At 71.1% G+C, this 13,259-nt stretch carries 14 protein-coding genes; 3 read left to right on the top strand and 11 right to left on the bottom strand.

The genetic code is table 11. From position 1 onward, the window contains the following. Position 1: 1 nt before the first annotated feature. Entirely contained in the window at positions 2-901 is a 900-nt protein-coding gene (locus OO69_RS09595) for a carbohydrate ABC transporter permease (RefSeq protein ID WP_420707858.1), read from the top strand. 34 nt (positions 902-935) lie between these two features. Continuing rightward, positions 936-3,245 carry a glycoside hydrolase family 3 N-terminal domain-containing protein gene (locus OO69_RS09590; protein ID WP_033280051.1) on the top strand — a complete coding sequence of 770 codons (2,310 nt, stop codon included), beginning with the start codon at positions 936-938 and terminating at the stop codon, positions 3,243-3,245. A gap of 12 nt (positions 3,246-3,257) precedes the next feature. Here OO69_RS09590 and OO69_RS09585 read toward each other — a convergent pair whose 3' ends face one another. The 6 genes from OO69_RS09585 to tsaB are packed head-to-tail and all read right to left on the bottom strand — an operon-like array spanning position 3,258 to position 6,492. Beyond that, positions 3,258-3,650: a type II toxin-antitoxin system VapC family toxin gene (locus OO69_RS09585; protein ID WP_033280050.1), complete on the bottom strand. Its 393-nt coding sequence runs from the start codon at positions 3,648-3,650 to the stop codon at positions 3,258-3,260. Beyond that, on the bottom strand, positions 3,647-3,919 hold the full coding sequence (locus OO69_RS09580; RefSeq protein ID WP_033280049.1) for a hypothetical protein: 273 nt from the start codon (positions 3,917-3,919) through the stop codon (positions 3,647-3,649). The genes OO69_RS09585 and OO69_RS09580 overlap by 4 nt, the downstream gene beginning before the upstream one ends. A gap of 24 nt (positions 3,920-3,943) precedes the next feature. Beyond that, the gene (locus tag OO69_RS09575) at positions 3,944-4,198 is read right to left on the bottom strand and encodes a hypothetical protein (protein ID WP_033280260.1); all 255 of its coding nucleotides are present in this window, start codon (positions 4,196-4,198) and stop codon (positions 3,944-3,946) included. Between the two features lie 17 nt (positions 4,199-4,215). Further along, positions 4,216-5,322: a tRNA (adenosine(37)-N6)-threonylcarbamoyltransferase complex transferase subunit TsaD gene (gene tsaD, locus OO69_RS09570; protein WP_033280048.1), complete on the bottom strand. Its 1,107-nt coding sequence runs from the start codon at positions 5,320-5,322 to the stop codon at positions 4,216-4,218. Next, entirely contained in the window at positions 5,315-5,809 is a 495-nt protein-coding gene (rimI, locus tag OO69_RS09565) for a ribosomal protein S18-alanine N-acetyltransferase (RefSeq protein WP_051800907.1), read from the bottom strand. Before rimI ends, tsaD begins: the two co-directional genes overlap by 8 nt. A 29-nt stretch (positions 5,810-5,838) precedes the next feature. Then, the gene (gene tsaB / locus OO69_RS09560) at positions 5,839-6,492 is read right to left on the bottom strand and encodes a tRNA (adenosine(37)-N6)-threonylcarbamoyltransferase complex dimerization subunit type 1 TsaB (protein WP_033280046.1); all 654 of its coding nucleotides are present in this window, start codon (positions 6,490-6,492) and stop codon (positions 5,839-5,841) included. Positions 6,493-6,657: 165 nt separating this feature from the next. Between tsaB and OO69_RS09555 the strand changes: the two genes are divergently transcribed. After that, entirely contained in the window at positions 6,658-7,218 is a 561-nt protein-coding gene (locus OO69_RS09555; protein ID WP_033280045.1) for a L,D-transpeptidase, read from the top strand. Between the two features lie 388 nt (positions 7,219-7,606). Here the strand turns inward: OO69_RS09555 and tsaE are convergent, their stop codons facing one another. The 5 genes from tsaE to OO69_RS09530 form a co-directional block, all read right to left on the bottom strand. After that, positions 7,607-8,128: a tRNA (adenosine(37)-N6)-threonylcarbamoyltransferase complex ATPase subunit type 1 TsaE gene (gene tsaE, locus OO69_RS09550; protein WP_033280044.1), complete on the bottom strand. Its 522-nt coding sequence runs from the start codon at positions 8,126-8,128 to the stop codon at positions 7,607-7,609. Continuing rightward, positions 8,094-9,332 (bottom strand): alpha/beta fold hydrolase, encoded by a 1,239-nt coding sequence (locus tag OO69_RS09545; RefSeq protein ID WP_033280043.1) that lies wholly within the window; start codon positions 9,330-9,332, stop codon positions 8,094-8,096. The genes tsaE and OO69_RS09545 overlap by 35 nt, the downstream gene beginning before the upstream one ends. Next, the gene (alr, locus tag OO69_RS09540) at positions 9,329-10,603 is read right to left on the bottom strand and encodes an alanine racemase (protein WP_033280042.1); all 1,275 of its coding nucleotides are present in this window, start codon (positions 10,601-10,603) and stop codon (positions 9,329-9,331) included. Before alr ends, OO69_RS09545 begins: the two co-directional genes overlap by 4 nt. A 55-nt stretch (positions 10,604-10,658) precedes the next feature. Then, positions 10,659-11,558: a L,D-transpeptidase family protein gene (locus OO69_RS09535; protein ID WP_033280041.1), complete on the bottom strand. Its 900-nt coding sequence runs from the start codon at positions 11,556-11,558 to the stop codon at positions 10,659-10,661. Between the two features lie 233 nt (positions 11,559-11,791). Next, positions 11,792-13,228: an NAD(P)H-hydrate dehydratase gene (locus OO69_RS09530; protein ID WP_199810913.1), complete on the bottom strand. Its 1,437-nt coding sequence runs from the start codon at positions 13,226-13,228 to the stop codon at positions 11,792-11,794. Positions 13,229-13,259 lie beyond the last annotated feature (31 nt).

The raw sequence follows: 13,259 nt of genomic DNA, 5'->3' as shown, positions 1-13,259 counted from the left end.
AGTGTCACACGACACGTTGCCGCGTCCGGTGAAGACGGCAGGGGAGCCGGTGGAACCTCCGCGCACCCGTCGGCGCCGGCACTGGAGCAAGCGGCCCAACCCCGTCGCGGGGCTCGGTTCGCTGCTCTGGCTCGCGGTCGTCATCATCCCGATCTACGCGATGATCTCGGCGTCCCTCACCCGCCAGGACAAGGCCCTCGGCAACAACGCCCTGAAACCGCCCACCGATCCGACCTTCGCCAACTACAACACCGTCCTGCACAACGGCTTCGGCCACTTCCTCGCCAACACGGCGCTGGTGGCGGGGGCGGTCGTAGGCATCGTGCTCGTCCTGTGCGTCCCACTGGCGTACGTGGCCGTACGCACGCGCACGGTCTGGTCGAGTGCGGCCTTCCGGCTGTTCCTGATGGGAGTGGCGATCCCGGCGCAGGCAGTCGTGGTCCCCCTCTACCTGATGATCGCCAAACTCAACCTCTACGACAGCCTGTTGGCGGTCATCCTCCCCACCGCCGCCTTCGCGATGCCGGTGTCCGTGCTGATCCTGACCGGCACGCTGCGGGACATCTCGGAGGACCTGTACGAGGCGATGGCGCTGGACGGCGCGTCGGCGACGCGGATGCTGTTCCAGCTGGTGACCCCGATGACCAAGGGCGGTATCAGCACGGTCGTCATCTACGCGGCGCTGCAGGCCTGGAACGGTTTCCTCTTCCCGCTGATCTTCACCCAGTCCGACGGGCCGAGGGTCCTGACCCTCGGACTCTTCAACTACGTCAGCCAGTTCGGCGTGAACATCCCGGCCCTGCTCGCCTCGGTCGTCCTCTCCGGCATCCCGATCTTCGCCGTCTACCTGGTGGCCCGGCGCGCCCTGGTCGGCGGCCTGATGGGCGTGGGCGGCAAGTGAGCTGCCCCAACTCACCTTTCCCGAACGGAGTTTCATGACCACCGCCCCCTGGCGCGACCCCGCCCTGCCCGCCGCCGCCCGCGTCGACGACCTGCTCGCCCGGATGACCCTGGAGGAGAAGACCGCCCAGCTCTACGGCGTGTGGGTGGGCGCCGCCACGGACGGCGACGGAGTCGCCCCGCTCCAGCGGGAGATGACCTCGGAGTACGACTGGGACGAGTTGATCACCCAGGGCCTGGGCCAGCTCACCCGTTCCTTCGGTACGGCGCCGGTGGACCCGGAGTTGGGCGCGCAGGCGCTGGCCCGCGCGCAGCGCCGGATCGCGGCGGCGGGGCGTTTCGGCATCCCGGCGGTCGCCCACGAGGAGTGTCTGGCGGGGTTCACCGCATGGGGTGCGACGGCGTACCCGGTGCCGCTGGCGTGGGGCGCGAGTTTCGACCCGGGGCTGGTCGAGGAGATGGCCCGGCGCATCGGCGCGGACCTGCGCTCGGTCGGCGTCCACCAGGGTCTCGCCCCGGTCCTGGACGTCGTACGGGATCCGCGGTGGGGGCGGGTGGAGGAGACGATCGGTGAGGATCCGTACCTGGTGGGGACCATCGGTGCCGCGTATGTGCGGGGGCTGGAGTCGGCCGGGGTCGTGGCGACGCTGAAGCACTTCGCGGGGTACGCGTCGTCGGTGGGGGCGCGGAATCTGGCGCCGGTGCGGGCGGGGGTACGGGAGTTCGCGGACGTCACCCTTCCCCCCTTCGAGATGGCGCTGCGGGAGGGCGGGGCGCGCTCGGTGATGGCGGCGTACAACGAGACGGACGGCGTTCCGGCGTCGGCGGACCCCGCGCTGCTGACCCAACTCCTGCGCGAGGACTGGGGGTTCACGGGCACGGTCGTCGCCGACTACTTCGGCATCGGCTTCCTGGAGACCCTCCACCGGGTGGCGGGCAGCCCGGCGCAGGCGGCACAGGCGGCACTGGAGGCGGGCATCGACGTAGAGCTGCCGACCCTGAAGTGCTACGGGAAGCCGTTGGTGGAGGCGGTGCGGGCGGGCGAGGTCCCGGAGGCGCTGGTGGACCGGGCGGCGCGCCGAGTGCTGCTGCAGAAGGCCGAGTTGGGGCTCCTGGACGAGGACTGGTCACCGGAGCCGACGCGGCGCATCGACCTCGACTCGACGGCGAACCGGGCCCTGGCCCGCCAACTGGCCGAAGAATCGGTGGTGTTGCTGGACAACCCGGACGGTCTGCTGCCGCTGGCGTCGGACGCGCGGATCGCCGTGGTGGGCCCCCGGGCGGCCGATGCCCTCGCCATGCTCGGCTGCTACTCCTTCCCGTCCCACGTGGGGACGCACCACCCCGAGGTGCCGATGGGTATCGAGATCCCCACGGTGCTGGAGTCGTTGCGGGCCGAACTCCCGGACGCCAAGGTGACGTTCGCGGAGGGGTGCGATGTCTCCGACCCGGACACGTCGGGTTTCGAGGAGGCGGTGGCGCGGGCGTCGGAGGCGGACGTGTGCGTGGCGGTACTCGGCGACCAGGCGGGCCTGTTCGGACGCGGCACGTCGGGCGAGGGCTGCGATGTCGCGGACCTCCAACTCCCTGGGGTCCAGGCCGACTTGCTGGACGCCCTGGTCTCGACGGGCGTCCCGGTGATCCTGGTCCTCCTGACCGGCCGCCCCTACGCGCTGGGCCGCTGGCAGGGCCAACTGGGCGCGGTGGTCCAGGCGTTCTTCCCCGGGGAGGAAGGCGGCCCGGCAGTGGCGGGAGTACTGTCGGGCCGCGTCAACCCGTCGGGCCGCCTCCCGGTGAGCGTCCCGCAGGCACCGGGCGGCCAGCCGTGGACGTACCTCCAACCCCCGTTGGGCCTGGCCGACGAGGTCAGCAGCCTGGACCCGACCCCGCTGTACCCCTTCGGCCACGGCCGCTCGTACACGACCTTCGAGTGGGAGGCAGCGCAGCCGGATGAGGCTCCCGAGATCACCACGGACGGCTCCTACGACCTGACGGTCACCGTCCGCAACACGGGCGCCCGCACCGGCACGGAGGTCGTCCAGCTCTACCTCCACGACCCGGTCGCCTCGGTGACCCGCCCGGACGTCCGCCTGATCGCTTACCAGCGCCTGCAGTTGACCCCCGGGGAGTCCACGAGGGTGACCTTCCCCTTCCACGCGGACCTGTCGGCGTTCACGGACCGCTCGGGGCGCCGGGTGGTTGAACCGGGGGCGCTGGAGCTGAGGTTGGGGGTTTCGAGCGCGGAGGTACGGCATACGACGCGGCTGACGCTGACGGGTCCCGTGCGGGAGGTGGGGGCGGAGCGGCGGTTGCGGTGTGAGACGGAGGTGCGGGGCGACGCGTGACCCCGGCGCAGGTCAGACCTTGATCACGTGGGCACCGGCACCGCAGAGGTCCCGGAGGTCCTCGGGGTCCGAGGTCAGCACGGTGACGGGTGCGGGCGAGGCGAGCGCCGTCGCGGCGACGATCGCGTCAAGTGCGTACTTGTGCCCGTGCAGACCGGCCGCGGCAAGGAGCTTGCTCGCGTGGCGGGCGATCGCCTCACTGGGCGGGACGACGTTGACGCGCGAGACGGCATGGTCGAAGCGGGCCTGGTGGGTCCGGGGATCGCGGGCCTCGACGAGCGTCACCGAGCTCACGACCACGCGGATGTCCTCGGCTTCGGCCGCGACGAGCCACTCGGTCAGTTCCGGAGTGCGCCGTACGAGTTTGGACAGGCCCTCGCAGTCGAGGACGAGCGTGCCGCTCACGCGGCGTCGGCCGAGCCGGCCGAACCACCGCGCAGGACGGCCCGCTTGGCCTCGACCGCGGCCGGGTCCACCGGACCGTGCGCGGCCTCCGCGTCCTCGATCAGCTCCCGCAGCCGATCCCGCTCCAGCTGACGCTGGATGAGCGCTTCGACGTAGGCGGACATGCCTCGCTTGCCGGTGCGCGCCTTGAGGGCGGCGATGGTGCCCTCGTGGAGCGACACCGACACCGGGCGGACGGGGCCTTCACCGGGCACGGGAGCTTCAGCCATGACCCCACTTTAACAAAACTCTTGTTATTCGCCCGCCGCCTGTTCGCCCACCGACTCGAACCGCCACCGATGCACCGCCCGCATAACCAACTCCCCATCCGGCTCAGGCAGTTCAGGCAGCTCCGCGTCGTACTCCGCGTCCCACCACGTGATGACGAGGACCCGGTCCTGGGGCGCGCGCAGGAACTCCCGGCGCAGCGGCCCGGCCGGGAGGGTCTGGGCCCGCGCCCAGGCGAGGAGTTCAGCGCCCCGGCCCGGGACCGCCCGTGCCTCCCACATCAACGCGACCGTGGCCGTCACGAGTACAGGTTCTCCTTGCTGACCTCGTGCACGTGGTCGTGATCGTGGGAGTGGCCGGGGACGTGCGGGTCCGTCACCGGGAGGGAGGAGTCCGCCGACAGGTCCCAGTCCGAGGGGACCCGGTTCCGCGCGACCATTTCCGCGCCGAGGGCGGCGACCATCGCGCCGTTGTCCGTGCACAGCTTGGGGCGCGGGACGCGCAGGCGGATACCGGCCGCCTCGCAACGCTCCGCCGCCAACGCCCGCAGCCGCGAGTTCGCGGCGACCCCGCCGCCGATCATCAGGTGGTCGACGCCCTCGTCCTTGCAGGCCCGTACGGCCTTGCGGGTCAGGACGTCGACGACCGCCTCCTGGAAGGACGCCGACACATCGCGCACCGGCACCTCCTCCCCCGCCGCCCGCTTCGCCTCGATCCAGCGGGCCACGGACGTCTTCAGCCCGGAGAAGGAGAAGTCGTACGCCGGGTCGCGCGGGCCGGTCAGTCCGCGCGGGAACGTGATCGCCGTAGGGTCGCCCTCCTTCGCGTACCGGTCGATGACCGGGCCGCCCGGGAAGCCGAGGTTCAGGACGCGGGCGATCTTGTCGAAGGCCTCGCCCGCCGCGTCGTCGATCGTCGCGCCCAGCGGCCGTACGTCCGAGGTGATGTCCGAGGAGAGCAAGAGCGAAGAGTGGCCGCCGCTCACCAGCAGCGCCATCGTCGGTTCCGGCAGTGGGCCGTGTTCCAGCTGGTCCACGCAGATGTGGGAGGCGAGGTGGTTGACGCCGTAGAGGGGCTTGCCGAGTGCGTAGGCGTAGGCCTTGGCGGCTGAGACGCCGACCAGCAGGGCGCCGGCGAGGCCGGGCCCGGCCGTGACCGCGATGCCGTCCAGGTCCCGCGCGCTCACGCCCGCGTCCTTCAGCGCGCGCTGGATCGTCGGGATCATCGCCTCCAGGTGGGCGCGGGACGCCACCTCCGGTACGACCCCGCCGAAGCGGGCGTGCTCGTCGACGCTGGACGCGACCGCGTCCGCCAGCAGGGTCGTGCCGCGGACGATGCCGACGCCGGTCTCGTCGCAGGAGGTCTCGATGCCCAGGACGAGCGGCTCGTCGCGTGAGTCAGCCATGAATCTCGGTTCCTTGTACGGAAGTTGACGGGTCGGTCAGGCGCATCACCAGGGCGTCGACGTTGCCCGGCTGGTAGTAGCCGCGCCGGAATCCGATCGGGGCGAAGCCGAAGCGCTCGTAGAGCTTCTGCGCGCGGACGTTGTCGACGCGGCACTCCAGCATGACCTCGGCGCACTCGAACTCGCTTGCCGCGGTGAGGAGTTCGGTCAGCAGGGTGCCACCGAGGCCGGTGCCCCAGTGGTCGCGTGCGACGGCGATGGTCTGGATGTCGGCCTGGTCACCGGTGGTGGCGAGACCGGCGTAGCCGATGACCCGGACACCGCTCTCGTACTCCTCGCCGGTCACCTCGGCCACCAGGTACCGGCGGGTCGCCTCGGCGCCGCGCGCGTGCGCCAGCTCGGACCAGAACATGCCCCGGGACCAGGCGTCCTCGGGGAAGAGGTCCTTCTCCAGTTCCAGCACGGGGTCGATGTCCCACCAGCGCATCTCGCGCAGCCGAGGGCTCAGGGATTCGGTCACTTGGGGGTGACCACCTTGTAGTTCTTGGGCACCTGGGCGTCGGGACGGCGCAGGTACAGGGGCCTGGGCGCGGGGAGTTCGACACCCGCCGCGAGTCTCTCCGCGGCCAGCGAGGCGAGCGCGGCGGCGGACACGTGCTCCGGCTCGTGCGCGGACGGGAAGGTGTCCGGGTAGAGCAGCGCGCCGGCGCCGACGGCGGGCAGCCCTGCCACCTCGTCGGCGATGTCGGCGGGCCGGTCGACGGCCGGGTCGGTGAGGCGGGTCCGGGAGTCGGCGTAGCGCGCCCAGTACACCTCCTTGCGCCGCGCGTCCGTGGCCACGACGAAGGGGCCGTCGAGGTCGGTGGCGTAGGCGAGGCCGTCCAGCGTGCACACACCGTGCACGGGTACCCCGAGCGCGAGCCCGAAGGTGTCGGCGGTCATCAGCCCGACGCGCAGCCCGGTGTAGGGGCCGGGGCCGATGCCCACGACGATTCCGGTGACGGCGTCGAGCGTGAGCCCCGCGCCGGCGAGCACGTGGTCGACGGCCGGGAGCAGCAGCTCACCGTGGCGGCGCGCGTCCACCTGACTCGACGAGGCGATGACGGCCTCGCCGTCGTGCAGGGCGACGGTGACGGCGGGGGTGGCGGTATCGAGAGCGAGCAAGAGCACGCAAACAGCCTACGGCTCCGGCGCCGCGAGCACGGCCGCCCCGGACACCCCGGCCCCGGCTGCTACGGTCACCTAGGGTCACCGGACTTACGGGACGTACGGGTCCGTACGGGGCACCGACACAGGACGTAGACGTAGACGTATGAGACGCGGAGGTGGGCGCTGATGGCCGGCAGCAGCTCGGGAATCGTGGCCGGGCTCACCGTGGCGGCGGTCGCCACGGTCAGCTTCCTGGCCTACCAGGCATCGGCGACGGTCCCGGCCGGACTGGGCGACACGGCCCACGCGAGCGCCTCCCCCGCGGCGGTGGCCGCCAAGAAGGCCCCGCGCGACAAGAGGAACCCCGCGGCGCTGCCCGCCGGTTCCGGCACCGGCGAACGGGTCGTGTACTCCGTGGACGACGACCGGGTATGGCTGGTCGCGGACAACAACAAGGTCAACCGCACGTTCAAGGTCACCCCCGGCACGGTGGACCCGCCCACGGGCACCTACCCGGTCACCTCCCGCTCGAACGCCATCACCGGCACCGACGGCACCCCCATCCAGCACGTCGTCCGCTTCACCAACGCGGACAACGTCGCCATCGGCTTCAGCGCGGCGGTCAGCGGCGCGACGGACGCCCCCGACCCCACGACCAAGTCAGGCGGCATCCGCGAGTCGCCCGAGGATGGCGCGGCAATGTGGGAGTTCGCGACGATCGGCCAGTCGATCGTGGTAATCCGCTAAGCAATTCAATTGGGGCCAGGGCAACCCCCTAGGGGCGCGAGGAACTGCGCGCCCAGCCACAACGCACCCGCAGCCAAGCAACTACGCGGCTTTACGCTCCTGCTCAACCGGCAGAGCCTCCGGCTCCGGGTCACGAGGCGGCGTAGAAACCACCCTCGCCGCCTCCCCCGCCGCCAACAGCTCCCGCATGGACACCCCAGCGAACGCAGACGGCCGCGCCCACTCACGCTGGTTCTCTGAAGCCGACACGGACGCCTCCTGGGAGCCGGGGGCAGACGTAGTTAGGTAGACCTAACTACGAACTGGATACCATGTGACCACGCCCGAGACCCGGAACGCAACATCTTGCCGACACCTTGTCGGAACCCACACCGCCCACACCCCCCGGTCAGCCCCCGAGCACACCCAGTTCAACCGCGGCCCACCGCGCACCGAGCCCGGTGACCGTGACGTGCCGTACCTCGTCGGTCGTATCCCCGACGGCCCGGTGGATCACGAGGGACAGCCGGTCGTCCGTCAACTCCTCGACCTTCCCCTCGCCCCACTCCACGACGATCACGGACTCGGGCAACGACACGTCGAGGTCGAGATCCTCCATGTCGTCCAGCCCGCCGCCCAGGCGATACGCGTCGACGTGCACAAGCGGCGGCCCCTCACCGAGCGAAGGGTGCACGCGTGCGATGACGAACGTCGGCGAGGTGACCGCCCCGCGGACCCCGAGCCCCGCCCCCAACCCCCGGGTGAGTGTCGTCTTGCCCGCGCCCAACTCCCCCGTGAGCATCACGAGGTCGCCCGCGCGCAGCAACTTGGCCAGGCGGCGCCCCAACTCCCGCATCTGATCAGGGGAGTTGACGGTGATCGAGACGGACAGGGGCTCAGCCGCGTTGTGCGGTGCTGCTGGTGCTTCCATAGCCACTTACGGTAGCCCCTGCCGGCACGGCACCCGCGCGGGTGAGCAGGTCGGCGAGGCGGTCCGTCACCACTTCGGGGTGTTCCAGCATGACCAGGTGCCCGGCGTCCGGCACGAGCACCAGCTCGGCGTCCGGCAGCAGATCGGCGATGGCCTCGCTGTGCTCACTGGGCGTGACGAGATCGCCGATCCCGGCGAGCACGAGCACCGGCATGTCCTTGAAGTGGGTGAGCGCGGCCGTCTTGTCGTGGTCGGTGAACGCCGGATAGAACTCCGCCACGACATCGATGGGCGTCCCCTCGATCATCCGCTCCGCGAACCGCGCGACCGCCGGATCGACGTCCCGCGAGGCGAACGAGTACCGCTTGATGATCCCGGCGAACAGATCGGCGGTGGCCCGCCGCCCCCGCTCCACCAGCGCGGCCTGCTGCCCGAGCGCCTTCAGCACACCCGGCAGCACCCGCCGCACCGCGTTGACCCCGGCGACGGGCAGTCCGAAGTTGACCTCGCCGAGCCGCCCGGAGGACGTACCGACGAAGGCGGTGGCGACGACCCGGTCGCGGATCAGGTCGGGGTACTGGTCGGCGAGGGCCATCACCGTCATGCCGCCCATGGAGTGTCCGACGAGCACGATCGGCCCCTCGGGCACGGCCGCGTCGATCACGGCCTTCAGGTCGCGCCCCAACTGGTCGATGGTGAGCGGCATGTCGTCTTCCAGCTGCGCGACCCCGCGCGCGGAACGCCCATGGCTGCGCTGGTCCCAGTGCACGGTCCGCACGACCCCGCGCAGGGCGGCCCGCTGGAAGTGCCAGGAGTCCTGGTTGAGGCAGTACCCGTGACTGAAGACGACGGTGACGGGGGCCGGCGCCTTCCGCCCGAAGAGCCGCCGCCGCTTGGGCGTGACGACGACATCGGGCTCGATGTCGTCGACCTCGTAGTACAGCTCGGTCCCGTCGTCGGCCTGTGCCGTACCGGGCGTACCGCGCAGCGACCCGTACGGCCCGGTGGAGTCGAGCGCCAGCCGGGCCCGCTCGCGCATCCCGCGCCCGACGGTCATCCGCTCTATGGCGACACCGGCCGCGGCCCCGGCGGCGATCACACCTATCGCGGCGCCCGCGATTCCGGTGACCTTCCGCCAGTTCCCGCCCGCCCCCGCGGCGGCGGAGGCGACCGCGGCGACCGCCTCCGCACTGCTCTCGCTCACGTGCCGCTCCTCTTCACGTCACAGCCCTGCGCTACGTCGTCTCCCTCATACCCGGGGATGACCTCACCGACGACCTCGGGGACGATCTCTGCGATCTCTCCGACGCCCTCATTGACGTAGACGCGGGGAACGCGTGTTCCGATGCGGGTGACGATCTCGTACGCGATGGTCCCGGCGGCCTGCGCCCAGTCCTCGGCGGTGGGCTCACCATGATCACCGGCCCCGAACAGGACGGCCTCCGCCCCGGCCTCCAGCTCGTCCCCTCCCAGGTCCACGACGAACTGGTCCATGGCGACCCGCCCCGCGACGGTCCGCCACTTCCCGCCGACGAGTACGGGACCGGTACCGGAGGCGTGCCGCGGGATGCCGTCCGCGTACCCGACGGGGATGAGCCCGAGGGTGGTCACGCCCGGGGTGATGTAGTGATGCCCGTAACTGACCCCGTGCCCGCCCGGCACCTGCTTCACGAGCGCGACGGACGCCTTCAGCGACATCACCGGCCGCAGCCCGAAGTCGGCCGAGGACCCCACCTCAGGGCTCGGCGAGATCCCGTAGACGGCGATTCCCGTGCGGACGAGATCGAAGTGCGAGTCGGAACGGGTGAGCGTGGCAGGCGAGTTGGCAATGTGCCGCACCTCGGCCCGCACCCCACGCTCCTCCGCGTACGCCACCATCTCCCGGAAGAGCGCGAGTTGGGCGTCGATGGAGGGATGCCCGGGTTCGTCGGCGCAGGCGAGATGGGACCAGAGCCCGGTGATACGGAGAAGCCCGTCGCTCTCGGCGCACAGGGCAGCCCCGACGAGCTCGGCCCAGTCGTCGCCGGGCTGACATCCACTACGCCCCAGCCCCGTATCGGCCTTGAGCTGCACGCGCGCGGGAAGCCCAACCGCACGAGCGGCCGCGACGACTTCCTCCAGGGCCCACATCCCGCTCACCGACACATCGAGATCGGCCTCGATGGCCTCACGCCAGGGCCCGCCCGGGGTCCACAGCCAGCACATGATCCGCACGCCGTCGGGCAAGCCGGCGCGAGCACGCAGGTCAAGCGCTTCCTCGGGCGTGGCAGTACCGAGCCAGCTGGCCCCGGCCTCCACAGCGGCACGCGCACACGGCACAGCCCCATGGCCGTAGGCATCGGACTTCACCACGGCCATGAGGGCCGCGCCCGGCGCGAGGGCGCGCAGGGTCCGCACATTGGCCCGCAGGGCGCCCAGATCGATCTCGGCGCGGGCGCGCAACGGTGCGGTGGGCTGTGTCGCTGTCTCATTCATGGCACCCCCAGTGTCTCAGAGGGGACTGACACCCCCTCTGAGCCCTCCTCGTTCGCTAGTTCCCGGGCCGGTGCCCCCACACGTACACACGGTCGCCCTTCTTCAGCACACCCCAGAGCTTGCGGGCGTCGGCCAGCCGCAGATTGACGCAGCCCCAGGAGCCGACGGTGGTGTAGATGCTCCCGTAGACGGCGTGGAAGGCGATGCCGCCGTCGAAGAACTGGGCATACGGCATAGGGCTGTTGTAGAGCGTCGACCAGTGGTTCTTGTGCTTCCAGTAGATCTTGTGCCACCCGCCCCGGGTCACATGCCCACTGCGCCCGCTCCGCATGGGCACAGGCCCGAAGACGACCTTCTTCCCCTTCTGCACCCAGGTGAGCTGCCGGTCGAGATCGACACAGGCGACGCGGTACGAGCGGACGGGGCATTTCCGGGCGGCGTTCGGATTCTTCCTGGCACCGATGAGCTGCATACGAGCCCACGTCACAGGCCCGGCGAACCCGATGGCGGGCTTGATCCCCTGCTTCTTCTGAAAGGCACGGATGGCCTTGCAGTCGCCGCCGGACTGCTTACCGTCCACTTTCAGCCTCAGCCACCGTTCGACGCCCCGCTGATACGGCCCGGTCTGCTTGCTACAGCTCACCTTGGCGACGGCGTCGGCGATCGGCACGTACTCGACGAGCGCGTAGGTCCCCACGGCGGCGTCCCGAGGCTCGACCCGGTCCTCTTCGGCGGTAGGCGTGTACACCCTCGGCGCGAGCGCCTGATCCGGCGTATCGATCTGCCACGGCTGATACGGCCCCGGCGGCACCCCCGGCACCAGCTCGGTCTCCCCGGGCCCCGCCGCCGGCGGCACCGGCCCATCCGCCCAGGCACTACCGGCCCCGACAGGGAGGGCGATCACCGCGGTGAGCAGCACCGCGATACTTCTGTGCGCGATTCGTGTACTGATCATGCGATCAGAGAAACGCGGCGGTACGACGTGATCCGGGTGCCGCGCGGAGGGGTCACCCTTATTGACGAGCGCGAATGCGTGCAACACCGGTCGGCGTTATCCAGCCCGTCCGGCGTTTGAGGACGAGGCCGTTCAGGCCGAAGGGGGGTCTGGGGGCGCAGCCCCCGGGCGGGGCGGAAGGGGCGGCAGCCCCTGGGGATGGGACGGGTAGGGGCGGCGGGGGCGAAAGAAACTCAGCCCCGCACATCCCGCCAGGCAACCCGAACCGCCTCGGCCACATCATGCGCCCCCACCGGCGCCCCATCCGAGGCCAACCTCCCCGCCAGCCCATGCAGATACGCCCCCACACTCCCCGCGTCGAACGCCGACAACCCCGCCGCCAGCAACGACCCACAGAGCCCCGACAACACGTCCCCACTCCCCGCCGTAGCCAGCCACCCCGTCCCCGTCGAGTTGACCCGCACAACCCCACCCCCCGAGTCGGCGACAAGCGTGGTCGACCCCTTCAACAACACGGTCGCCCCATACCGCCCGGCCAACTCCCGCACGGACTCCAACCGAGCCCCCTCGACATCCCCCCGAGGAACCCCGAGCAACGCGGCCGCCTCCCCCGCATGCGGAGTCATCAACGTCGGCGCACCACGCCCCCGCACAGCCTCGGGGTCAACCAACCGCAACCCGTCCGCATCGATCAGCACAGGCACATCGGCAGTCACCACATCAGCCACAGCCGAGGCATCATCCCCCGCCCCCGGCCCGACCACCCACGCCTGCACCCGCCCAGCCTTGAGCGGCCCACCCTCGGACACCAACACCTCAGGAAACCGAGCGATCACGGCATCAGCAGCCGGCCCGACATACCGAACGGCCCCCGCCCCACCCCGCAAGGCCCCCGCAACGGCAAGCACAGCAGCCCCCGGATACCGCCCCGACCCCGCGGCGATCCCCACAACTCCCCGCCGATACTTGTCACTTTCAGCCCCCGGCACAGGCAGCAACGCAGCCACATCCACATGCTGCAACGCCTCCAGCCCAGCCTCATCGGGCAGTTCACCCCCCAGCCCGATATCGACAAGCCGCACGGCCCCGGCGTACTCCCGAGCAGGATCGATCAACAACCCCGGCTTGTGCGCCCCAAAGGTGACGGTGACATCGGCCCGCACGGCAGCCCCCCGCACCTCCCCGCTGTCCGCATCGACCCCACTGGGCAGATCAACGGCGACGACAACCCCCCGGGCCTCCGAGGCAAGCCCGGCCAGCCGCGCGGCATCGGGCCGCAACCCACCCCGCCCCCCGATCCCGACGATCCCGTCAAGAACGAGATCGGCGCGGAGAAACAGCCCTTCGGCGTCACCGGCCGCGACGGTACGACCGCCGGCCCGCAGCAGCGCCGCAAGCCCGCCGGCATGGGTGCGCTCGGGCGCGAGGAGCACGGCCACGACGGCCGCTCCGCGCCGGGACAGCCTCGCTCCCGCGTACAGGGCATCACCCCCGTTGTCCCCACTCCCCACCAGCAGCACGACCCGACTGCCGTAGACCCGCCCCACCAACTGAGCACAGACAACGGCGAGTCCGGCGGCGGCCCGCTGCATGAGCGCACCCTCCGGAACCCGCGCCATCAGCCGTCGCTCAGCGGCCCTTACCGTCTCCACGCTGTACGCAGTACGCATACGTTCGAGTCTGCCCCGTAAGCAACCGAGA

Origin of the sequence: Streptomyces sp. NRRL F-525 (genome assembly GCF_000716605.1) — a bacterium.
Classification (GTDB): Bacteria; Actinomycetota; Actinomycetes; order Streptomycetales; family Streptomycetaceae; genus Streptomyces.
Note: the sequence above shows the minus strand (reverse complement) of the source record. Positions and strands in the feature narration are given on the sequence as shown.

Bases quoted from the DNA above. Each gene is read 5' to 3' on its own strand.
- OO69_RS09590 (WP_033280051.1), top strand. From the start codon at position 936: ATGACCACCGCCCCCTGGCGCGACCCCGCCCTGCCCGCCGCCGCCCGC.
- OO69_RS09580 (WP_033280049.1), bottom strand. From the start codon at position 3,919: ATGGCTGAAGCTCCCGTGCCCGGTGAAGGCCCCGTCCGCCCGGTGTCG.
- OO69_RS09575 (WP_033280260.1), bottom strand. From the start codon at position 4,198: ATGTGGGAGGCACGGGCGGTCCCGGGCCGGGGCGCTGAACTCCTCGCC.
- tsaD (WP_033280048.1), bottom strand. From the start codon at position 5,322: ATGGCTGACTCACGCGACGAGCCGCTCGTCCTGGGCATCGAGACCTCC.
- rimI (WP_051800907.1), bottom strand. From the start codon at position 5,809: ATGCGCTGGTGGGACATCGACCCCGTGCTGGAACTGGAGAAGGACCTC.
- OO69_RS09555 (WP_033280045.1), top strand. From the start codon at position 6,658: ATGGCCGGCAGCAGCTCGGGAATCGTGGCCGGGCTCACCGTGGCGGCG.
- tsaE (WP_033280044.1), bottom strand. From the start codon at position 8,128: ATGGAAGCACCAGCAGCACCGCACAACGCGGCTGAGCCCCTGTCCGTC.
- alr (WP_033280042.1), bottom strand. From the start codon at position 10,603: ATGAATGAGACAGCGACACAGCCCACCGCACCGTTGCGCGCCCGCGCC.
- OO69_RS09535 (WP_033280041.1), bottom strand. From the start codon at position 11,558: ATGATCAGTACACGAATCGCGCACAGAAGTATCGCGGTGCTGCTCACC.
- OO69_RS09530 (WP_199810913.1), bottom strand. From the start codon at position 13,228: ATGCGTACTGCGTACAGCGTGGAGACGGTAAGGGCCGCTGAGCGACGG.